Source organism: Rhodococcus sp. p52, assembly GCF_000763325.2.
GTDB lineage: Bacteria > Actinomycetota > Actinomycetes > Mycobacteriales > Mycobacteriaceae > Rhodococcus > Rhodococcus pyridinivorans.
This window is the reverse complement of record NZ_CP016819.1, coordinates 967,115-989,625: the sequence shown is the minus strand read 5'-3', so window position 1 is coordinate 989,625 and position 22,511 is coordinate 967,115. Positions and strand designations below refer to the sequence as shown.

The following is a 22,511-nucleotide window of genomic DNA, read 5'->3' as shown; positions in this document are numbered from 1 at the left end:
GGTGGTTCGGTCACAACTTCAGCGTATCGGACCGGTTGTTCAGGTTGATCAGGCACTCGAGCAGGAAGTAGTCGCCCCAGATCAGTTCGTTTCGGGTCGCGAAGTCGCGGCGTTTGTCGAAGCAACCGTCCATCAGGATCCCGGCCGGTCTGCTGTCGTGTGGTCCGGTGGGGGTGAGGTGATCGAGGAGTGCCTCGACGTGGGCGACGGCCCGGTCCCGGAAGTCGGTCCGCTCAGGGACGAGCCGATCGAGCTTGAGCAGCGCGGCAGCGGCGATGGCCGTGGCGGAGGTGTCGATCGGTACGTCCGGACCGGTGCCGGCGTCGAAGTCCCAGGACACGACGCCGCCGTTCGGTGTGCGGTCGAGCCACCATTCGGCCAGTCGGACGGCGGTCGGCAGGAAGGACGGCGATGCCCACTGCGCAGCCTGGGCGTATGCCACCATCGCCCACGCCTGTGCCCGGCCCCAGGTACTGTCGGCGTTCATGCCCTTGTGGGTGTAGCGATCCAGCAGTGCACCATTGGATGTGTCGAATCGTGCCGACTGGCAGACCGAGCCATCGGTGCGGATGCACAGTTCGATGTGCCGCTGCGCGTGGCGGATCGCGGCGTCGAGGAAGCGTGGGTCGCCGGTATGTGCCGAGGCCCACGACAGCAGCGCGACGGTGCCCGGGACGGCGTCGATGTTCGCGGCGCCTTCTCCGACCGCCTCTGCTTCTTCTGCTTCTGCTCCGAGTGGGATGATGCCGGCGCGATCGTTGAAGCTGGTGAGCAGGCCGTGGGCACCTGCCAGAGCGGTCTGCGCCGCGTCGTCGCTTCCGGTGACGAGGTGGTTGACTGCGGCCCCGTACCAGAAGAGGAAGCCGCGGAATGCGGTGTCGGAATTCTGCCGGGGCAGGATCTGCGCGGTGATGTCGTCGGCGAGGTGCGCCAGGCGCTTGTCACCCGAGGCGGCGAAGCCGAGTGCGGCCAGGCCACCCCAGAATCCTCCGGTCCAGTTTCCGTCGGCGGTGGTGGTCCATTCGCCGGATTCGATGTCGCCGTAGTGCGGGAAGGTGCCGTCGGTCTGCTTGGCGGTCGAGTCGATCCGCTCTAGCATCGCCTCGATCGCCGCGGTGTACCGGGAGTTGGTCACGACCGGCCTCCGGTGGTGAGGACCGACTTGAGCGTGCGCCCGTCCCGCATATCGGTCATGGCATCGTCCGCCTCGGTGAGCGGGTATTCGGTGACCATCGACGCGAGATCGAAGTGGGCGGTCAGCCGAGGGAGGGATTCGACGTATTCGAGGTGGTTCTGCGGAGAGAACGCCCAGCTTCCCAGCACCTGCAGCTGCTTTTTGGTGATGTAGTGGGGGTTGATCGGAGTGGTGCCGTGGTCGGTGTACTGCCCGACGACGAGGTACTTGCCGCCGCGGCGGGCGAGGTCGATGCCTTCGGCTACTGCGGTCGGGACGCCGGTGGCCTCGATGACGACGTCGGCGCCGCGCCCGTCCGGTGTGTGCGCGAGGATCCGTTCCAGACGGGCCTCTTGATCGGTCTCGGTGAAGATGTCGATGTGGATGTCGCCGATGCCGGCGGCCTGCGCGACCTCGAGACGGTTGGCCGGCCCGCCGACGATGATCACTTTCGCCGCGCCGGCGAGTGTGGCGTACATGGCGCAGGCCAGACCGACCGGTCCGCTGCCCTGGACCACGACGACATCACCTGTCTGCGGCTTGGCGATATCGTTCACGGCGTGCACGGCCGTCGGGCCGGCGCAGCCGAGTGCGATCACCTGCTGCGGGGTCACCGAGGACGGGATGCGGATGATCGTCGAGCCGGGCTGGAGGTAGATCTGTTCGGACCACCCACCCGACAGATGGGGCCAGTCGGCCGACGACTGGTTGATGCCGTACACCTTGCGGGTCTCGCACAGCGACGGTTCGTGCTGGTCCTGGCAGTAGTAGCAGTGCCCGCACGGGATGTTGGACGCCCATGAGATCGCGTCCCCGACGTGCAGTTGCTCGCCCCGGGCATCGGTGGTGACTCCCTCGCCGAGGGCGTGTACGCGACCGACCGCCTCGTGTCCGAGGATGAGCGGTACCGGAATGGGCAGGCGACCTTGCTGCAGGTGGATGTCGGTTCCACAGATTCCCGCGTGCGTGACGTCGACGACGACCGCACCGGCATCGGGGGTCACGCGCGGAAACGTCGTCGCGGTCATGGTCTGTCCGAAGCCTTCGAGCACCATCGCGGTGGCGGTGCCGGTGGTCGGGCTCGTCGGGTCCGTCTGCATCGCATTACTCATCGGATCACTCCCTTATTGCGCAAGGTCTGGACATCGGACTCGGAGATACCGAGCTCATGGAGGATTTCGTCGGCATGTTCACTGACCGCCGGCACCCCACGGTGCACCTGGGCGGGGGTGCGGGACAACGTGACAGGGTTGCCCATCAACCGGGTGGTGCGCACACCCTCGATCTCGACGTCGACGAGCGTGCCGTTGTGCCGCGTCTGGGGATGATCGAGCGCTTCTTGCAGGGTGAGCAGCGGTGCGCACAGCAGATCGACCCCGTCGAACAACTGTGCCGCCTCGGCGGTGCTCAACTGTGCGACCAGCGGACGCAGAACCGCGTTGGCGGCCTCTTTGTTCTCTGCCTGGAGCTGTGGTGTGGCGAACGTCGGCTGGACGGACAGATCGTCGATGTCGAGAGCTTTGCATGCCAGACCCAGAGCGTTCTCGCGGAACAGGCCGAGTACCAAGAGCAGACCGTCGGTCGTTTCGAAGATGCCGCTGTACCAGTCGCTGACCCAGTTGGTCTCACGCTGGTACGCCAGCAGTGTGGAGCTTTCGAGAGTCTGCAGGGCCAGTGCTGTATCGAAGAGGTTGACGCTGACCTTCTGGCCGCGGCCGGAGCGCTCGCGTTCGAACAGTGCTGCCAAGATTCCCTGGGCGAGGGCCATACCCGAGGCGTAGTCCACGGTCGGTACCGGATGTACGTATGCCGAGATCGACGGGTCGCCGCACGCGCGTGCCATTCCGCTCAGTGCCTGCGCGAGCATGTCCTGGCCTGCTTTGTGGGCGTATGGCCCGGTCTCGCCGAATCCGGTCGCAGTGCCGTAGACGAGCCGAGGATAGCGCTCGTGCAGATCGTCGTAGGTCAAGCCCAGTCGTTCGACTGCCGCGGTCCGGTAGCTGTGGATGAGAACATCCGCCTCCGCGAGGAGCTGATGGATAATGTCCTGCCCCTCAGAGGTTTTCAGGTTCAGTGCGATGCTGCGCTTGTTGCGGTTGACCGCGGCGAAGTAGGCACTGGGGCGACCTTCGTCGAGTGACTCGCGATCGAGGCCTCGCAGCATGTCTCCGTTGACACCGCGCTCGACCTTGATCACTTCGGCGCCGAGGTCGCCGAGAACCTGCGCGGCCACGGGCGCCTGCATGATCTCGCCGAGGTCGAGGACCCGGATGCCGCTCAGCGCTTGTTGTTGCTGGGGGTGGTGCACGGTGCGCCTACTTTCCGTATACCGACTTGGCGATGATGAGTCGCTGGATCTGGTTGGTGCCCTCGTAGATCTGGGTGATCTTGGCGTCGCGCATCATCCGCTCGACCGGATAATCACGGACATAGCCGTATCCGCCGTGCAGTTGGAGCGCATCGGTGGTCACCGACATGGCGGTGTCGCTGCACAGCAGCTTCGCCATGGCCGCCTTCGTCCGTCCCGCCGGTTCCCCGTCGTCGATGAGACGGGCTGCGTCGTACAGCAGCGTGCGGGCCGACTCGATCTTGACGGCCATATCGGCGACCATGCCGCGCAGAAGCTGGAAGCGGGAGATGGACTGGCCGAACTGCTCGCGGTCGGTCGTGTACGACACTGCGGCATCGAATGCGCCCTGTGCGATGCCGAGAGCCTGCGCGGCGATGAGTGCCCGGCTGACGTTCAGTTCCTCGGAGATGTACGCGAACCCCTGGTAGGGGTCGTTGACGACCCGGACGGCGGGCAGTCGGCACTCGTCGAAGTTCACGTCGGTCGTGGGGCTGCCGCGCATACCCATCTTCTTTTCGGGAGCGCCGAAACTGACGCCGGCGTCGTCCTTGTGCACCATGAAGATGCCGAGTGACTTCTCGCCGGTCTTCGCCAGCACGGCGTACCAGTCGGCCCACGGCGCATTGCTGATGAACCGCTTCTGACCGTTGAGGATCCAGTCGGACCCATCCTGGGTTGCGGTCGTTGCGATCGCCGACAGGTCCGAGCCCACGCGCGGCTCGGTCATGCACCATGCGGCGCCGGCGGCGCCCGATGCGACGTTCGGTACCACCAGTTGCTTGAGTTCGTCGGAGCCTTGACGGAGCACGGTGGAGGTGCCGGCCCAGTTGACCAGCATGACCAGTGCCGTGCTTGCACAGGACGCTGCGACTTCTTCTACAGCGATGACCTGGGCGAGCAGGTCGGCTCCACTGCCGCCGAGGCTCTCGGGGTAGGCGAGTCCGGGCAGGTCGTTGCTGCGCAGGGCTGCCCAGGATTCCGAGGGGAATCGTTCCTTGTCGTCCACATCGGCGGCGTGCGGTGCGATCTTGGTCTGCGCGAGTTTGCGGACGCTCTCGCGGAATTCGCGATACTCGATACTCATGAATTACTCCTGGTCTGTGTGGGGAAGGTGATGATTCGGAAGTTCGACGGTCACAGTGGGGGCCAGCTCAGACCCGTCACGGACGAGGGGATACCGGCTGCGGCCGCCCGGTGGGCGAGGTCTTCGGCGACACCGGCACGGCGCAGCACTTCCTCGGTCTTGACGTGGGTGTCGGTGGCGCGCCGTGTCGGGCCGTCGGAGAACACCGGGACCACGGGGACCGAATCCAGTGCGAAGTCCGGGTCCCGGGCGACGATCTGATCGAAGGTGGCCAGTTCGTGCGGTTCGAGTACCGGTGTCACGCAGGCATCGACATCGGCGAACACTGTGGTCCACTCCGCCATCGTCTTCGTCTCGAATGCTGTGGTCAGTGACTTTTCGATGTGGTCCCAGGTGGACTCGTCGAAATGGTTCGGAACGGCACCGAGGTCGAGGGTGGTCCACAACCGTTCGAAGAAGGCGGTCTCGAGTGCCCCGACTGCGACGTAGCGATCGTCGGAGCAGCGGTAGCACCGATAGAACGGCATCGATCCGGTCAGTACGCCGTGTCCACGTCCGGGCAGCGTCGGCGTCTGCCAGTCGACGAAGTTCATTCCCATCATCGACAGCACGCCGTCGACCATGGCGGCATCGATGTACCGGCCTTTGCCTGTACGCGTGCGGTCGTAGAGGGCGGACATGATGCCGAATGCCGACAGCAATCCGCCGCCTGCGAAGTCGGCGACCAGGTTCAGCGGCAGTGTCGGCGGGGGATCCGAGGGGCCGAAGGTCCCGAGGGCACCGGCGATGGCCAGGTAGTTGATGTCGTGCCCGGCGCGCTGCGCCATGGGCCCGTTCTGGCCGTAGCCCGTCACGCTGCAGTAGACGAGTCCGGGATTGAGGGCCGACAGTTCCGCGTAGCCGGCGCCCAGCTTGTCTGCTACTCCGGGGCGGAATCCTTCCATGAAGACGTCGGCTTCCGAAACGAGGGTGTGCAGGGCGTCGAGGCCGTCGGCGGTCTTGAGATCGAGCGAGATGAATTCCTTGCCTCGCGACAGCGCGGGCACCGGAAGCCCGGAACGACCACCACCGATTGCGATCACTTCTGCGCCGAGGTCCGCGAGCAGCATGCTCGCGTACGGTCCGGGCGCCAGACGTGTCATATCCAGTACCCGAACCCCCGCGAGTGGTCCTGTCGTTGCGGTCATCGTCGTCCTCCAAAGTCATCCGGTATCTCGTGTGATGCCCATCCTGGAGGCGGTGACTGCACTCACACCATCTCCATGTGGAGATGTCGCATCACATCGGTTCTCCCGCACACTGAGATCCACACACTCAGCACGGAATGCTCCGAATTCGACAGGACAGCAATGGAAACCACTGCGACAGACACTCTTCTCGACACCTCCGCGCAGGATTACGAGCGGATTCTCGACGCCGCCGAGGCCGCCGCGGCGCCTCTTGCTCGTACGGACCTGCACGAGCGAGCGCACCTTCTGCGGTCGGTGGCCGATGCGCTCGACGCCACAGCGTCGGAACTGGTGCCGCTGGCGGCCGCCGACAGTTCACTGCCCGAGCCGCGCCTGCGCGGCGAAGTCACGCGGACGACGACGCAGCTGCGGATGTTCGCCGAGGTCGTCGAGGAGGGCTCCTGGCTGGAAGCGATCATCGACACGGCCGATCCGGATGCGCACCCTGCTCCGCGTCCCGATCTGCGTCGGATGCTCGTACCCACCGGACCTGTCGCAGTGTTCGGTGCGAGCAACTTTCCGTTCGCATTCGGACTCGGCGGCGGAGACACTGCTTCGGCATTGGCTGCCGGCTGCCCCGTCGTGGCCAAAGCCCACCCTGCTCAGCCGCGATTGACCGCCGCTTATGCGCGGGCGATCGACGAGGGACTGCGGGCGGGCGGCGCCCCGGACGGCACCTTCGGGGTTGTGCAGGGCGCCGAGATCGGACGTCAGCTCGTCCAGGATCGGCGTATCACCGCCGTCGGGTTCACCGGCTCGACATCGGGTGGCCGTGCGCTGGCCGATCTGGCAGCCGGTCGCCCGGATCCCATCCCGTTCTACGGTGAGCTCGGCAGCACCAATCCGGTGTTCGTGACACCTGCGGCCGCCGAGGACCGGTCGGGCAAGATCGCCGGCGAGTTCCTCGAATCGTTGCTGCTCGGCGCGGGGCAGTTCTGCACCAAGCCGGGGCTGCTGTTCGTTCCCGAGCAGAGTTCGATCGAGTGGCTCGTTCGAACCGCGGTCGCCGATGATTCGTTCCGTCTGCTGCACGCAGGGATCCGGCAGTCGTTTCTCGAGGTGTCCCAGCAGATCCTCGACCATCCCGAGGTCCGGCCGGTGGCAGTGCCCGAGCAAAGTGGTCTGGACGAACTGTCGGTGCGCCCGGTCATCGGCGTGACCGACGCTCGGGCACTGCGTCGAAACCCTCAGGACCTGCTCGAAGAATGCTTCGGTCCGTTCGGGCTGATCGTGACCTACACATCGATCGAGGAGCTGTACGCGGCGATGGCTGTCCTGCCGGGCACGTTGACAGCGACCGTCCACGGAACCGATGACGATCCCGATGCTGCGGGACTGCTCGGTGCGCTTGCGCGCCGTGCGGGGCGCGTCATCTGGAATGGATGGCCCACCGGTGTGGCCGTGGGTTGGGCTCAGCACCACGGTGGTCCCTACCCGGCCACCAACTCGGTACACACCTCCGTCGGAGCGACCGCGATTCGGCGGTTCCTGCGTCCGGTCGCCTACCAGTCGGTGCCCGAAGCGAACCTGCCGTCCGCTCTCGTCGATGCGAACCCGTGGGGTATCCCCCGCCGGGTGAACGGCCGGCTGTCGTAGGGCCATCGCTGCTCGCGATGTCGCCTCGGTTCGGACTGGGTGCGCAGAGGACTGCGTCTGTTGCGTGGCTCCGGACCGGGTTTGCATGTGGCGTTGTGTCACACAGCCTTCCGGAGCAGCGCGGGTAGTCACGCCCAGGTGTGCTGCACAACCAACGACACGGCGGTCTCCGGAGGGAGGCCGCCGTGTCGTTGGGTGTCTGCAACAGGTCCACGTCGGCTCGGGAAAGACCGTGACCGTTCGTGACGTCGAGCGGTACTCGCACGCTGAGCAATGGGTTCGGTAAGAAGACACCAGTGATCGGAATGCTGATTCGAGGGGCCAGGAGAAGTCAGCCTGTCGTGCGGTGGGCACCTTCGGTGATCGAGTTGTGAGGCCGGGTGGACCATGCTCCGGGCACGGTGTGGAGCGAGGCCACAGCGCGTGCTGTGTCGATGAAATCCTGTACGGGTTTGGACGCGACATCCGTGCGCCAGGCGATGGACAGCGCCGTGGGCGGGATGTCGGTCACCGGCACGAATGCCAGGCTCGGTCTGCTGTAGAAGCGTTGCGTCGATGCTTGTGAGAATGCCACGCCGCGCTCGGCGAGGATCGCTTCGAAGCATTCGTCGACGGTGGCGACGTCTGCGCCGACCCGCACCGGTTCGCCTTGGCGCGATTCTGTGGCCAGCCAGTAGTTTCGCCAGTTCTCGGGGGCTTTGCGTGCGACGAAGAACTCGTTGGTGACCTGTTCGACGCTCACCTCGGGCAACTGGGCGAGCGGATGATTCGCGGACACGACCATCACCCGGGGTTCGACGAACAGGGCTTCCATGCCCAGCCAGTCCTGCATCAACAGCGGGGGCCGGACGAAGGCGACATCGGAGGATCCGTCGGCCAACCCGACATACGGGTCGGAGAAATCGTAGGAATGCATCTGCACCTGGATGCCCGGATGCAGCGACTGGAACGTACTGAGAATGTGCGGTGTGAGCTCGGCAGCTGCGTTGCCTTGAAAGCCGATGACCAACTTGCGGGTACTGACGCCGTGGGCGGCTTCGCGGGTGAGGTTGACGGCTCGTTCGGCGTTCGCCAGCAACCGGCGGCTTTCGTCGAGCAGGATCTGGCCGGCAGGGGTCAGTTCGACATGCCTGCTGCTGCGCAGCAGCAGCACCGCGCCGAGGTTCTGCTCGAGTTTGCGGATCTGCACGCTCAATGAGGGCTGAGCGATGTGCAGACGGGCGGCTGCGCGCCCGAAGTGCAGCTCTTCCGCAACTGCCACAAAATAGGACAGAAGTCGCAGGTCGAGCTGGGGTTGCATGTTTTCGAAGATAGCCAACACCACCCCGGGAGACCAGTAGTCATTGCCTATCGATCCGGGCCGGATAGGTATTGGACGCACCCGGCGGACACGAGGTGTGATGGCTGTCATGGCCGGCACGGCATCCGGGAGGCCAGCACTTTCCGGATTCGGGTCGGCATACCGGAGCGAGTGCTCGCACTCGGCCTCGCTGTCTCCCTCATCGAAGGAATCCCACATGACCGTCACTACGCGTGCCCTCGACACGGCCGACTGGGCTGCCTCGTTCACCGAGGCGAACAACACCGACCCCGAGATCCAGGCACACGGCAAGTACTTCACCTGCTCGTACCTGCTCGACATGACCGACCACACGTTCGTCATCCAGATGAGCCGCGGCAACGTGGTGGACATCGCGATCGACCCCGGTCCGCTGGATGTGCCGTACCAGTTCGCGCTGCGTGCCAGCGCCGAGACCTGGCGCAACTTCGGCGTCCCGGTGCCCGCCCCGATGTACCACGGCATCTGGGCCGCGAGCTTCCAGCGCGACATGAAGCTCGAAGGCGACATCCTGGTGTTGATGCAGAACCTGCGGTGCATCACCCGCCAGATCGAACTCCTGCGCACCGTCGGCGTCCCGGTCTGATCCTCCCACCCCCTTTGAGCCGTAAGGAACACTGATGAGCAAGATTTCCCCGGTCACCGGCCACTACGTCGACGTCGACGTCGACGGACTGCTGTACAAGGTCTTCTACCTCGAGAACGGCCCCGGCCAGCCGCTGGTGTGCCAGCACCCCGCCGGCTGCCACAACCACCAGTGGCGCGGTCTGCTCGAAGACGAGGAGATCACCGCCAACTACCGTGTCATCGCCTACGACCTGCCGCGGCACGGCAAGTCCGATCCGCCGGAGAACACCGAATGGTGGACCGAGGAGTACCAGCTTTCCGCGGACCACTTCGCCAATTTCATCGTGGCGTTGTGCGACGCGCTCGAACTCGAGAACCCGATCTTCATGGGATCCTCGTTCGGTGGGAACATCGCCCTGCAGCTTGCGCTTCGGCACCCTGACCGCTTCGCCGGCGTCATCCCTGTCGAGGGTGCGGACTATTCGCCGGGCTTCTACCTCGACTGGTGGCAGCACCCCCACGCCAACGCGGCACAGGTCTGCGCGAGCGGCGTGTGGGACCTGATGGCACCTCAGTCGCCGGAGGCGGATCGCTGGAAGACCTGGTTCTACTACAGCCAGGGTTCCGAGTCCTTCCGCGGTGACCTGCACTTCTACTCGGTCGATCACGACCTGCGCGGAAAGCTCGCGGACATCGACGGTGACCGGTGCCCGGTTGTGATGCTGACCGGTGACTACGACTACCTCACCACCCCCGAGGACAGCGCCCGGACCGCGGCGCAGATCCCGAACGCCGAGTTCATCGAGATGAAGGAGATCGGCCACTTCCCGATGAGCGAAAACCACACTGTCTTCCGTGGATATCTCATCCGGGCACTCGAAACCCTCCAGGACAAGGCACGCAAGTCCATCACCACCAGCTAGTACCCGCTCGCCCGCTCGGGTGTGGCCACCGAACGCGCGTGGCTACACCCGAGCGACCTGCATCGGCCTCGGCTCCCGGTTCGGGTGCCGACTGGTCGGGCGTGGCGATGAACCTTCACACACTCGGCAGGAGCTATGACCCACACTCTCCCCGCGGGCGTCCCCACCCAACTCTGGGTCGGTGGAGAACTCGTCGATTCGTCTACCGGCACCACTTTCCCCGTAGAGGACCCCGCGACCGGTGCCGTGATTGCGCATGTCGCCGATGCCGCGCCCGAGGATGGACGCCGAGCTCTCGAACACGCCACTGCTGTGCAGGGGGACTGGGCGCGGACTCCCTCGCGTCGACGTGCCGAAATACTGCGCACCGCATTCGAACTCATCCACCAGCGGGCAGACGACCTCGCGCGCACCATCACTCTGGAGATGGGTAAACCGCTCCACGAGGCGTATGCGGAGATCGAGTACGGCGCATCATTCCTGCACTGGTTTGCCGAGGAAGCGAACCGAATCAGCGGGCGAGTCTCGCCGTCCCCCTCGGGAACCGGCACCATCGTCGTCACCAGAGAACCGGTCGGGCCGGTACTGGCCATCACCCCCTGGAACTTTCCGTTGGCCATGGCCACGCGCAAGATCGGTCCAGCATTGGCGGCCGGATGTTCGATCATCGTCAAACCAGCGGCCGAAACGCCTTTGACGATGCTGCTCGTCGGTCAGATTTTCGCCGATGCGGGTCTGCCCGAGGGTGTGCTGTCGATTCTGCCGACCTCCGATGCTGCAGCGCTGACCGCACCACTGATCAGCAGCGCTGATCTGCGCAAGATCACGTTCACCGGATCCACCGGTGTCGGCAAGATGCTGGTTCGTCAATCAGCGGATCGGCTCCTGCGGATGTCGATGGAACTCGGAGGCAATGCCCCCTTCCTCGTGTTCGATGACGCCGATGTCGATGCAGCGGTCGACGGCGCGATGGCTGCAAAATTCCGCAACGGCGGCCAAGCATGTACAGCAGCCAACCGATTCCACGTCGCACGTAGCGTCGCAGAAGAGTTCAGCGAGAAGTTCACGGCACGCATCGGTGCCTTGCGCACCGGACACGGTCTCGACGCAGGAACCGATATCGGACCGCTGATCACCGCGAAGCAGTGCGCCACCGTCGATGCTCTGGTCGAAGACGCCGTCGCGAAGGGTGCGCGTATCCGCATCGGCGGTGGCCGTCCTGACGGGCCGGGAACGTTCTATTCCCCCACCGTTCTCGACGGCGTGAGTCCCGACGCGCGTCTGCTGCGTGAGGAGATTTTCGGCCCGGTAGCCGCGATCACCACCTTCGATACGGAGGACGAAGCGATCGCGGCGGCGAACAACACCGAATACGGCCTCGCTGCGTACTTCTACACCCAGAATCTCGACCGAGCGTCCAGAGTCGCCAACGCACTCGAGACCGGCATGGTCGGAATCAACCGAGGCATCATCGCCGACGCGGCCGCGCCCTTCGGAGGGGTGAAGGAGTCCGGCTTCGGCCGCGAAGGATCGGTCGAAGGTATCGACGAGTATCTCGCCACCAAGTACATCGCACACTGATCATCAGTGGCAGCATCCAGACCGGCGAATGCCCCTGCCCTCAACAAACACTCGTGCGCCGGGGCTGGTGAAGGACCCGCCGAACGGTGGGTCCTTCACCAGAGAGGTGGTTACCGCACTCGTTCGTGTGGCACTACCTGCACATCACCCTTGCGAAGGGGGTCGGCAGGTCGACGCGGAACGTCTCGACGGGCGTCGAGTTCAGCTGTGGCCTCCTGCCCTCGGTCACCGGGGTAGGGGACAGCATCATTGATCTCCGCGCTCCACGTGGCGATCGCTTCGTCGACCTCGGTGTCGGCACTCTGACGAGCGAGCACCAATGCGACGAGCGGCGCCGCCAGTATGGTCGTGCCGAGAATGTATGCCTGAAGCATCGAATCGAGGAGCGTCACGCCCTCCGGCGTGGTGGCGGTCGAGTCCAAGGACGCGTGAAATCCAGCCATGCCGCAGTAGTGCATCAGGCTCACCGCGAAGCCCATCATGGCGATGAAGTGGGTCATCCGGATCCCGACACCGCTGATGGACAAGGCTGCCATCACCAACCAGCGCCAGCATGTCGGACCGAGTGGGGTGGTAGCGGCTCGGCGAGCGCAGGACAGGCCGACGAAGGACCCGGCGATCGAGGTGCCGTAGGCGAGAAAGAGCGCCCACAGTCCCAGATCGAGATGGTGCATTTCGTGTGACATCAGTGTTCCTTACGAAGACACGCTCAAGCACCTGCGCCGGCGGTGATGCGCCGAACCGTTCGGGCAGGACTGCGATCTCGGCCCTCCGAGCAGCGACAGACTGTTCGTTTTGCATGATCATGCGTACTCTGAACAGGTTTATTCGGTCTCGTGGCCATGATTCGGTGAATTTCCCTTTCATTCGGGTAGTCGGGAAGCTGTGGTTCGTCCCGTCTTCGTGGCGGCTACCGGGGGATGAGGGATCAGACGATGGCAATTCGAATTGCAGCTACCAGAACAGAGTTCGGATTCTGTGGCATCCAACGGTCGCGGTTGGAAGGCCGGAATGTGTCGGATCGCCGACTGTGTGCTCATATCGGTGCGGCGGCGACCCGAATCGAGATGGCGATCGCGACGGTGTCGAGCATGCGGCAAGATGGGTCCGGAACTGGACTGGTGGTAGAAATCATTGCGTAACAGTATATTCCGGATATACTGCAGGCCTCTTTGCCGAAGGTTGCCCACCGCGTCGTCGAAAACACCCCCCGAGTTGTAAATCGGTTCTGCTGGGGTGCTGGCGGTGCGAGAGGCGCCGGACTCGGTGATATCCGTGTCTGCGAAGCCGGGAAGTGTCCGAAGATGGGACAGCTGAGTGAGGCGCATATCACGATGATGGCTTCCACGTGACTTGAACTACAGAAAGGCTAGGACATGTCGCCTCACTCTTCCTCTGCGGTCGGACTTGCTGATACCGAGGTGTCACTCGAGCTGGACGCGTTGATCATCGGTGCGGGAGTCGCCGGCCTGTATCAGCTGCATCAGCTTCGCGAGCTGGGGCTGCGGGTGCGCGCCTTCGATACCGCCTCCGACGTCGGCGGCACCTGGTACTGGAATCGTTATCCGGGTGCTCGATTCGATTCGGAGGCCTACATCTACCAGTACCTGTTTTCCGATGAGCTGTACAAGAACTGGAGCTGGAGTCAGCGTTTCCCCGGCCAACCCGAGATCGAGCAGTGGTTGCATTATGTGACCGACAGTCTCGATCTGCGTCGCGACATCCAATTCTCGACGACGATCACCAGTGCGCATTACGTCGAGGACTCGAAGCGATGGATCGTGCGCACCGATCGCGGGGACACGATTGCCACCCAGTTCCTGATCACCTGCGCCGGCATGCTGTCGGCACCGATGTCGTCGGTGTTCGAGGGTCAGGAAAGCTTCGCCGGCCCGATCTTCCACACCTCTCGATGGCCGAAGGAGGGCGCCGATGTCGCGGGCAAGAAAGTTGCAGTGATCGGTGTCGGCGCCACCGGGATCCAGGTCATCCAGACCATCGCCGACAAGGTCGAACATCTGAAGGTGTTCATCCGTACACCGCAGTACGCCCTGCCGATGAAGAATCCGTCCTACGACGACCGGGATGTTGCCGCGTACAAGGAGCGCTTCGAGGAACTTCGCGCGACGTTGCCGCATACGTTCAGTGGCTTCGAATACGACTTCGAGCATGCATGGGTCGACCTGACTCCCGAGCAACGGCGGGAAAGGCTCGAAGAGATCTATGACAACGGGTCACTCAAGCTCTGGCTCGCTTCTTTCGCGGAGGTGTTCTCCGATGAAGAGGTCAGTGAGCAGGTGTCCGAGTTCGTGCGAGAGAAGATGCGTGCGCGACTGAAGGATCCGAAGCTGTGTGAACTGTTGATTCCGACCGACTACGGCTTCGGTACACACCGGGTACCGCTGGAAACCAATTATCTCGAGGTCTACCACCGTCCGAATGTCGAAGCAGTCGGGGTGCGCACCAATCCGATCAGCCGAATCGTCCCGGAAGGGATCCTGTTGGACGACGGCACGCTGCACGAAGTCGACGTCATCATCCTGGCCACGGGATTCGATGCGGGATCCGGCGCGCTGACACGAATCGACATCCGTGGACGTGAGGACCGATCGCTCACGAGCGACTGGTCGCGTGACATCCGCACGACGATGGGCCTGATGGTGCACGGCTATCCCAACATGCTGACCACCGGTGCCCCACTCGCCCCCTCCGCGGCTCTGTGCAACATGACCACCTGTCTGCAGCAACAGACCGAATGGATCACCGAATGCATCCGGCACATGCGTGAGCACGGGTACACCGTCATCGAACCGACCGTCGAGGGTGAGGGCGAATGGGTCGCCCACCACGACGAAACCGCGAATGCCACGCTGATCTCGAAGACCAATTCCTGGTACAACGGCGCGAACGTTCCCGGAAAACCTCGCCGCGTGCTGTCCTACACCGGCGGGGGCGGCACCTATCGAGAACTCACTCTCGCGGCCGCCGCGGCCGGCTACAAGGGATTCCAGCTGAGCTGACCTTCTCGGATATCCGACCCCTGCGGTCGACCACTGCTCGTCTCACGGCGGCGTACGCACATGTCATCGGGTGAGCACGCGCTGCTACCGCTTTCTCATAGCTCAGGAGGACGATCTCGATGATCGACAACCCGTACTACACGCACGACTTCCACGGTGATTACGACCTGATCGGCATCGGAGCCCTCGACCTCGAGGAGGGTGGCTCGATCCCGGACTGCCGGCTCGCAGTGGCAACGTTCGGAACGCTGAACGAAGCCAAGGACAACGCAATCCTCATCCCCACCTGGTACTCGGGGACCCACCAGATCTGGCGCGACGCATACATCGGTCCTGACCATGCTCTCGACCCGAGCAAGTATTTCATCGTCTGCGTGGATCAGATCGGCAACGGTCTGTCGACGTCTCCCCACAACGCCACCGGCGTCAACGCAGAGATCGCCATGTCGAACTTCCCTCGTGTTCGGATCGGGGACAATGTCGTGGCCCAGGAGCGGCTGCTCCGGGAGCATTTCGGTATCGAACGCCTCGCGTTGGTGACGGGAGGCTCCATGGGAGCTCAACAGACCTACGAATGGGCGGTGAGGTTCCCCGACGAGGTTCTGCGCGCCGCACCGATTGCCGGTACGGCACGCAACACTCCCGGTGATTTCTTGATCGCGGAGATCATGCGCGAAGCGATCCTGTCGGATCCGGGCTGGAACGGCGGCGAATACACCTCGCATACGCAGGTCGTCGACGGCCTCACCAGGCAGGCTCACATCTGGGGAGTGCTCGGATTCTCGACCGAGTTCTGGAAGCAAGAGGTATGGCGAGCAATGGAGTTCGAATCCCTGGACGCGTTCCTGACCGGATTCCTCGAGCCCTACTTCACGGCGATGGATCCCAACGCACTCCTCACTCAATCCTGGGCCTGGCAACGCGGCGACGTCTCTCGGCATACCGGGGGAGACCTGGCCGCTGCACTCGGACGGATCACCGCCAAGACCTTCGTGATTCCCATCGATGAAGACCAGTTGTTCCCGGTCCGCGACTGTGCTGCCGAGCAGGAACTGATCAAGGGCAGTGAACTGCGCGTGGTCGAAGATGTGCTCGGGCATTTGGGCCTGTTCGCTGTCGCTCCGACCTACATGCCGCAGATCGACCGCCACCTTGCGGATCTTCTCGCGATCGAGGTCTGAAGCGGTGCCGCCACGACAACGGTCCACGTGGGCGGGACGGTAGTGAGTGTGCCCGCCGGCGGTCGTGGCGGCAGAGAACATCGAGATTCTTGCGCGGTTGCCGGCGATGTCGACCTCTATGCGTAGGGCGGGGCAGGTGATGGAACGGGCTCGGCTTCCCCTGGGGGGGGTAAGCCGAGCCCGGTGATCCGGTCGCCGTCGACGACCTGATGTCAGTCTCCTGATGGTGGTGTGCACCCCGGATCGCGGCAGTCGGTGGTCCGAGGAGTAGGCGCGGTGCGGACCGCGAGTGCCGATCTCCGGCCGGCGGGGTGGCCGTACCCGCCCCGCTACTGCCGTTGGAGACGGCAGATCGATGTCCTATTCTGGGACATCCATAGAATGTGACGTGCGGCACATTGAGGGGGATGGCAGTACTGCGACCTGCAAGGAAATGTGATGGACAGTGATAACCGCCGGCGCCGCGTGACCACCGCCCGGCATCTCCATGACCTCGCCGGTTCCCCCTCCGAGGACGTCTCACCCCTCATCGCACAGTCATGGCGACGCTCACGTCAGGCGGGTGTCATCCCGGACGGCTCGCACCTTCCACAGCTGCAGTACGTCGAAGACCTCGATCTTCGCCGACGACTGGTGCGATGCGCCCTGCCGATCCTCGATCGGCTCCATGACGACCTGTCCGACATGTCCCTCAGTGTCGCGTTGAGTGACGAGCATGCGCGTGTGCTGGTCCGGCGGGACAATGATCCCGTCCTCGCCGCGAAGCTGGACAAGGTGTACTTCGCTCCCGGGTTCACCTACGCCGAAGAGCTCGTCGGTACCAATGGAGTGGGCACAGCCCTCGAGACCGGGATGGCCGTCTACGTCGACGGCGCTCAGCACTATCACGAATCGATCCAGTATTTCACCTGTGCCGGCGCGCCCATTCACAACCCCACCACCGGCCGTGTCGAAGGACTGATCGACATCACAGGCTTGACCCACACATCGAACCCATTGATGCGCCAGCTCGCCCTTGGAGCGGCTCGTGATATCGAGTCGGCTCTTCGCGCCACGGGATCGATCAAGCAACAGCTCGTGCTCGGCGAGTTCCTCGTCGCCTGTCGGCGCCGGCAGACGGCGGTGTACTCACTCAGTTGCGGTGTTTTCATGTCGAACGAGATCGGCTCGCGCCTTCTCGACCCGATCGACGAGGCTTTTCTCCGCGAGGAAGCACAGTCGATGCTCGATCCGTCACGAGTTGCCCAGTTCGACCTGCGCCTTCCGTCCGGAGGTAGCATCACCGTCAAGCGCACTCTCGTCGAACATGGCGGCGACATCGCCGGCATCGTCTTCGAAGTCGAGGCGACATCGTGTCCCACGAAGATCATGCAACCCCGGCGCACGGTTCCCGTGTTTCCGGGGGTGGCGGGGTCTTCGCTCCAATGGAACCGGTGTCGAGGGGAGTTGACGTCCCTCGCCGTGACAGATGCCAACGTGATCCTCAAAGGTGAACCAGGAAGCGGCAAACTCACTCTCGTTCGGGGCATGCACCTGTACAAGAATCCGCAGGCCCCGATTGTCGTCGTGGATTGCTCTGCTGAAAAGTCCGCTCACGAGGAGTTGCGCACTGCGCTCGACTCCGCGGCGACCACGATCGTCCTTCGTCGCATCGACCGACTCGACGCGAGCACCGATGAGCTCTTTGCCGACCTCATATCCGCCGACCAGCACCGATACCCCGCTCGGTGGATCGTCGCGACCACATCCACTGATGGGGAAGCACTTCAGGATTCTGCTCTCGCCGAGCATTTCATCGCCACCGTCGAGGTCCTCGCATTGCGTCATCACCCCGATGACATCCCGGACATCATCCGAATGCACCTTGCACCTCACCGCGAAACCGCTTTCAGCGACGACACGATGCGAACCCTGAAGAAGTACCACTGGCCCGGCAACGTCCGTGAACTGGTCGGCACTCTCAATCACGTACTTCGCGCCAAGCCCGCGGGAACGATCGCAGTAGCTGATCTGCCTCCAGCGCTCAGCTCCGCGCCTCGCCGGACGATGACGGCAATGGAAAGAGTCGAGCGCGATGCCATAGTGGCTGCGCTACGGGACAGCGGTGGCAATCGTGTCGCCGCCGCGAAATTGCTGGGGATCGCAAGGTCGTCTCTCTACCGCAAGATCGACACGTTCGGCATCCACGTGTGATCGCGCAGAATGCGTGATCCGAGAGTCGTCCTATGGCCTTGCGTGCGGTAGCGGTGACTGTCGGAAGGTGCGGCCCTCGCGGCAAGCCCGTGGGAGACGACGGTGTTCGCGCTCGACCTGTTGCACTCAGACCTGGAACAGCGTGGCAACACCACACCGCTGCGGGTGTTTCGACACCCGCAGCGGTGTGGTGTCCGTGCGTCGGGTGGGGATTTCACCCGATCTCGTTGATGTCGTCGTGTGGCTGTTCGGCGAGCGCGCCGGTTACGCGAGCGGTCAACGGATCGAGGTCGATGTCCGGTGCCGCGGCCCGGGATGGAACCGGGGTCAGGAAAGGGCTCGGTAGACGGCGGTCTCCATGTCGAGGTAACCACCGAGCGAGCTGGGGTCGGCGAACGGGAAGATCTGCGTCGCCCAGTAGCCTCCGATCTTGTTGTGCCGGTCGATCCAGTAGTAGAGGTTGGCCAGGCCTGCCCAGGCGAGAGAGCCTGCGGGACGGCCCGTGGGTGCTTCGGTTTCGTTGGTCATGAACGTGTAGCACCAGCCCTTGCGCTGGCCAGGGAAGAACTCGGCGTCGTTCGACAGAGACCTGATGACACCCGGAAGCATCTTCACGGTCAGGTCGCCGAGGTCGTTTCTGGTCGCCCACTCGACGGTGTCGGGGCGGAGGATGACGGTGCCGTCGTCTGCCTCGCCGTCGTTGAGCCACATCCGGATGAAGGTGAGGTAGTCACCGACGGTGGAGAACAGTCCGTGCCCACCCATGTCGACCTCGGGCGGGGTGGGGATGACGAAATCGGTGGCCTGGAGTCCGTCGTCGGTGCGCTGGTGCATGGTCGCCAGACGCGCGCGCATGTCGTCGGACGGAGTGAAGGACGTCGATGTCATGCCGAGGGGGTCGAGGACTCGTGTCTTCAGCGCCTCGCCAAGGCGGGTGCCGACGATGCCTTCGATCACCTGGCCTGCCCAGTCGATATTCGAGCCGTACTCCCACTGGGTGCCGGGATCGAACAGCAGCGGTGTCTCGAGCGCGTCCTTGGTGGCGGTGACGATGCTGGGCTGACCGTGGTTCTCGGCGAGGCGGTTGTACGTCTCGTTGAAGAAGTCGTATCCGAAGCCGGCGGTGTGCAGCAGTAGTTGGCGGGTCGTGATGTCGGTCTTCGGTGCTCGCAGCATCGGCTCGCCGTTCGAGTCGAAGCCCTCGATGACCTGGAGTTCGCCGATCGCGGGCGCGTACTCCTCGGCCGGGGAATCCAGGTCGAGATCACCGGATTCCACGAGTTGCAGCGCCACGGTGCCGGTGAGGGCTTTGGTGGTCGAGAAGATGCTGAAGACGGTGTCATCGGTCATCGGTTGATCGTTGTCGACAGACCGCACCCCAGCGGACTCGATGAACAGGGTTTCCTGGTCGTTCGTCATGCCCGCTACTACTCCGGGCACGGCACCGCTGTTCACCGTGGTGTGGATGACTTCGCGGGCTGAGTCGACGACGCGTTGGGTATCGGACATGGGGGTTGTTCCTCTCGTTCGGTCGACAGTGACGCTGCTCCAAGTTTCACAAGAGTGTGATGGGCGTCTCAACCGACGCAGCGGCGCAGTTTCGCTCTGTTTCCCCGCCGAATGGCGGGTCCCTCGGTCGAGCGGCCGCCGTATCCTCGATGCGAGTCTTCGAGGAGGTGACGATGGCCCGAGCCGTGCCCCGTCCACCATTCGATGCCGAACTCAAGGCGGGATTGGCTGTGGTAGGCGGTATGTTCCCTCCGACCATCACTGCGGACCTGATCGAGTTCATGCGTACGTCCTATGCGTCCCCTCCGATGGACGAGGAATTCGACCGCCGACGGATCGCGGTGAACGACGTGACCTTCCCCGGGGGTGATGGCGCTGCCGTCAACGCTGCGGTGCTTCGTTCCCGGGACTTCAGCGGGCCCCGTCCTGCGGTGCTGTACGCGCACTCCGGAGGATTGATGTTCGGAGACATGTTCAGCGGCCTGGACCTGGTGCTGGACTGGGTGACCGAACTGGGGGCGGTTCTTGTCACGGTCGAATATCGTTTGGCCCCTGAGTATCCCGACCCCTACCCGCGTGAGGACATGTATGCCGCCCTGGAGTGGTTGGCTGCGCATGTCACCGATCTGGACGTGCGGGCGGACCGGATCCTGGTCGCAGGTGCCAGCTCCGGTGGCGGACTGGCAGCCGGTCTCGCGCTGGCTGCGCGGGACCGCGGTGGTCCCCGGTTGTGTGGGCAGGTGCTCGACTATCCGATGCTCGACGACCGGTGCACGACCGCTTCGATCGAGCAGTTCGACGGTATCGGTGTGTGGGACCGGATCAGCAACGAAACCGGCTGGACCGCCCTGCTGGGTGAGCAGCGGGGCACCGACCTTGTCTCGCCGTATGCAGCCCCGGCCCGCGCGCAGAATCTGCGCGGATTGCCGCCGGCCTTCATCGACGTCGGTGCGGCCGAGATCTTCCGGGACGAGGCGATCGACTATGCCAACAGGATCTGGCAAGCCGGTGGCGATGCCGAGTTGCACGTATGGTCCGGCGCCTTTCACGCGTGCGACATTTTCGCCCCGCACACCAGCGTGGGCCGGTCCATGATCCGGACCCGCAACACCTGGGTCGAGAAAATCCTTGCGGACTGAGGGCAGGAACGAATATGCAAGAGCTACTCGGACGGATCGCCCGCCTCGATCCCAGCGCCAGTTTGGGTCTGCGTGTCATCGCGTGCTTCGACGAGTTGATCGTCGGCAACGTCAACACCCGTGCCCTGCTCGCAACCGCTGCCGCGCTGGCCGGTTGTACTGCAGGGTTCCGGCAGAGCGTCCCGCCGCGGACTCTACGAGTCACTCCGAAAGGAGAAGCAGTGCAGGGTCAATCGCCGACAGATCCTTCGAATCTGCACGTGGCGTCGGAGGACGGCATCGACGTCTGGCTCGAACGCGACGGTGCTGCTGGGCCGAACGACGCACTCATCCTCGAGCGCTTGGCACTGGCTGTGCGGATCCGGAACGGGCGTGGAGCCCGGGAGATCGACAATCGCCGCCACCTCGGCATACTCACCGGTCGCGAGAGCATTCCCGACGAGCGCTTGACCGCGGCGAGTGCGCTCGGATTGTCGGCAACGGGCCTGTATCGCCTCGTTGTGGCACCGCTGTTCGCGGTGTGGCGCAATCATCCCGCCGGCCCGGAGGACGTGATCGCCACCCCGTTCGGTCCGGTCCACGCCATCGTTGTGCCGGAGCGGTCCCCGCCGTTCGGCGCTTCGCCGTGCGGTATCGGAACAGCCACGCCGCCGGACTCGTTGGATCGGTCGTTCCGGACCGCGATGGTCGCTCTGCGCCTGTGCCGAACCCCGAAGGAACCCCAGGTTGTGGCCGACTCCTACGGGGGTCTGATCGAACTGCTTGCCGACGCCGATGAGCACGCTCCGCACAGCGACGCCGACCGTGTCGAGGCCATCGCACACTACGCCTGGGGGATGGCGACGATCGATGCCGTCGTCGCTGCGCAGTCCGTTCGGGAAGCGGCGCGACTGCTCAACATCCACCACAGCACGCTTCAGAGCAGGATCGATACCATCACTGCGACACTCGGTTTCAACCCGTTCGAGGGATTCGGGCGCAGCCGGCTCGGGGCAGCGTTCCTGCTGCATCGCTTGCGTACGTCGACGGTCCTCGACCTGCCGGCGGCTGCGGCACCCGGCAATGTCGCCGTGCTCGGTCCTGCTCGCCGCGCGACGGTATGAGGCCGTCAACGCTTCATGATGTGGTCTCGGTCATCTCGGTGCCGGTTCGGTGCGTTGGCGTGTCGGTGATCGCCGGAAGCGGCACAGCGTTGTGCGGGTGATGTCCCTGCGACGTCAGCTCCGGGCGGCGGAGCCGTCTTCATCCCAGTCGGGCAGGGCCGGCACTCGGGTGGCGAGGGCGGTATCGGCGAGGATCAGTACGACTGCGATTGCGCGAGCCAGAGGCCGGATTACGAGGCTGGAAATCACCAGAGAACGGTCTTCCTTGGTCGTATGTCGTTCGGTGGAGCCGAGGCGTCCCGTCGGGAGAACGGGTCTGCCGATCGCGATCAGACCTGCCATCTACGTGCCGGAGGTGATCGTCCGGGCGGTTCAGCTCGGACGACAGCAGCGGTAATCGAGTATTCAACTATAATTATGCTACCCGGTTCCGAAAATCAAGTCGATCATGTCACGCGCCGAACGAGCAGCCGGACTCCCGAATCGGTCTCTGTGAGCGGCACTGCCCTCGTTCGTGGGAAAG

Annotated in this window: 17 protein-coding genes; 9 read left to right on the top strand and 8 right to left on the bottom strand. The window is 64.1% G+C overall.

Annotation, left to right across the window (positions count from 1 at the left end):
* Positions 1-10 precede the first annotated feature (10 nt).
* Genes IM25_RS04375 through IM25_RS04355 form a run of 5 tightly spaced genes read right to left on the bottom strand, consistent with a single transcriptional unit; the run spans position 11 to position 5,795 of the window.
* Positions 11-1,135 carry a glycoside hydrolase family 88 protein gene (locus IM25_RS04375; protein ID WP_006552212.1) on the bottom strand — a complete coding sequence of 375 codons (1,125 nt, stop codon included), beginning with the start codon at positions 1,133-1,135 and terminating at the stop codon, positions 11-13.
* The gene (locus tag IM25_RS04370; protein ID WP_033097427.1) at positions 1,132-2,286 is read right to left on the bottom strand and encodes a zinc-binding dehydrogenase; all 1,155 of its coding nucleotides are present in this window, start codon (positions 2,284-2,286) and stop codon (positions 1,132-1,134) included. The genes IM25_RS04375 and IM25_RS04370 overlap by 4 nt, the downstream gene beginning before the upstream one ends.
* The gene (locus tag IM25_RS04365) at positions 2,283-3,482 is read right to left on the bottom strand and encodes a CaiB/BaiF CoA transferase family protein (protein ID WP_052040067.1); all 1,200 of its coding nucleotides are present in this window, start codon (positions 3,480-3,482) and stop codon (positions 2,283-2,285) included. The genes IM25_RS04370 and IM25_RS04365 overlap by 4 nt, the downstream gene beginning before the upstream one ends.
* A gap of 7 nt (positions 3,483-3,489) precedes the next feature.
* Positions 3,490-4,608, bottom strand: a complete 1,119-nt coding sequence (locus IM25_RS04360) for an acyl-CoA dehydrogenase family protein (RefSeq protein WP_006552209.1) — start codon at positions 4,606-4,608, stop codon at positions 3,490-3,492.
* A gap of 50 nt (positions 4,609-4,658) precedes the next feature.
* Positions 4,659-5,795 (bottom strand): CaiB/BaiF CoA transferase family protein, encoded by a 1,137-nt coding sequence (locus IM25_RS04355; protein ID WP_084294958.1) that lies wholly within the window; start codon positions 5,793-5,795, stop codon positions 4,659-4,661.
* A 162-nt stretch (positions 5,796-5,957) separates the two neighbouring features.
* Between IM25_RS04355 and IM25_RS04350 the strand changes: the two genes are divergently transcribed.
* On the top strand, positions 5,958-7,433 hold the full coding sequence (locus IM25_RS04350; protein ID WP_033097426.1) for an aldehyde dehydrogenase (NADP(+)): 1,476 nt from the start codon (positions 5,958-5,960) through the stop codon (positions 7,431-7,433).
* Positions 7,434-7,764: 331 nt separating this feature from the next.
* Here the strand turns inward: IM25_RS04350 and IM25_RS04345 are convergent, their stop codons facing one another.
* Positions 7,765-8,952, bottom strand: coding sequence for a LysR family transcriptional regulator (locus IM25_RS04345; RefSeq protein ID WP_269466036.1), 1,188 nt, complete (start codon positions 8,950-8,952; stop codon positions 7,765-7,767).
* On the opposite strand from IM25_RS04345, the gene IM25_RS04340 reads away from it, so the two are divergent.
* From IM25_RS04340 to IM25_RS04330, 3 genes are all read left to right on the top strand, one after another.
* Positions 8,951-9,358, top strand: a complete 408-nt coding sequence (locus IM25_RS04340; RefSeq protein ID WP_006553284.1) for a hypothetical protein — start codon at positions 8,951-8,953, stop codon at positions 9,356-9,358. The two genes, IM25_RS04345 and IM25_RS04340, sit on opposite strands and share 2 nt — an antisense overlap.
* Before the next feature lie 34 nt (positions 9,359-9,392).
* Complete coding sequence (locus IM25_RS04335) at positions 9,393-10,262, top strand: alpha/beta fold hydrolase (protein WP_065995790.1); 870 nt, start codon at positions 9,393-9,395, stop codon at positions 10,260-10,262.
* A 135-nt stretch (positions 10,263-10,397) separates the two neighbouring features.
* The gene (locus tag IM25_RS04330) at positions 10,398-11,843 is read left to right on the top strand and encodes an NAD-dependent succinate-semialdehyde dehydrogenase (protein WP_033097425.1); all 1,446 of its coding nucleotides are present in this window, start codon (positions 10,398-10,400) and stop codon (positions 11,841-11,843) included.
* Positions 11,844-11,953: 110 nt separating this feature from the next.
* Here IM25_RS04330 and IM25_RS04325 read toward each other — a convergent pair whose 3' ends face one another.
* Positions 11,954-12,529, bottom strand: a complete 576-nt coding sequence (locus tag IM25_RS04325; protein WP_232333400.1) for an MHYT domain-containing protein — start codon at positions 12,527-12,529, stop codon at positions 11,954-11,956.
* 735 nt (positions 12,530-13,264) lie between these two features.
* On the opposite strand from IM25_RS04325, the gene IM25_RS04320 reads away from it, so the two are divergent.
* From IM25_RS04320 to IM25_RS04310, 3 genes are all read left to right on the top strand, one after another.
* Positions 13,265-14,863 carry a flavin-containing monooxygenase gene (locus IM25_RS04320; RefSeq protein ID WP_442971909.1) on the top strand — a complete coding sequence of 533 codons (1,599 nt, stop codon included), beginning with the start codon at positions 13,265-13,267 and terminating at the stop codon, positions 14,861-14,863.
* A 119-nt stretch (positions 14,864-14,982) separates the two neighbouring features.
* The gene (locus IM25_RS04315) at positions 14,983-16,044 is read left to right on the top strand and encodes an alpha/beta fold hydrolase (protein ID WP_006553289.1); all 1,062 of its coding nucleotides are present in this window, start codon (positions 14,983-14,985) and stop codon (positions 16,042-16,044) included.
* 465 nt (positions 16,045-16,509) lie between these two features.
* A complete protein-coding gene (locus tag IM25_RS04310; protein WP_232333399.1) occupies positions 16,510-18,237 on the top strand; it encodes a sigma-54-dependent Fis family transcriptional regulator in 1,728 nt (575 codons plus the stop codon).
* A 327-nt stretch (positions 18,238-18,564) separates the two neighbouring features.
* Here IM25_RS04310 and IM25_RS04305 read toward each other — a convergent pair whose 3' ends face one another.
* Positions 18,565-19,746 carry a serine hydrolase domain-containing protein gene (locus IM25_RS04305; protein ID WP_033097422.1) on the bottom strand — a complete coding sequence of 394 codons (1,182 nt, stop codon included), beginning with the start codon at positions 19,744-19,746 and terminating at the stop codon, positions 18,565-18,567.
* 242 nt (positions 19,747-19,988) lie between these two features.
* Between IM25_RS04305 and IM25_RS04300 the strand changes: the two genes are divergently transcribed.
* Together IM25_RS04300 and IM25_RS04295 are read left to right on the top strand one after the other, a co-directional pair.
* Positions 19,989-20,885 carry an alpha/beta hydrolase gene (locus IM25_RS04300; protein ID WP_006553292.1) on the top strand — a complete coding sequence of 299 codons (897 nt, stop codon included), beginning with the start codon at positions 19,989-19,991 and terminating at the stop codon, positions 20,883-20,885.
* A gap of 14 nt (positions 20,886-20,899) precedes the next feature.
* Positions 20,900-21,988 (top strand): helix-turn-helix domain-containing protein, encoded by a 1,089-nt coding sequence (locus IM25_RS04295; protein ID WP_065995788.1) that lies wholly within the window; start codon positions 20,900-20,902, stop codon positions 21,986-21,988.
* Positions 21,989-22,511 lie beyond the last annotated feature (523 nt).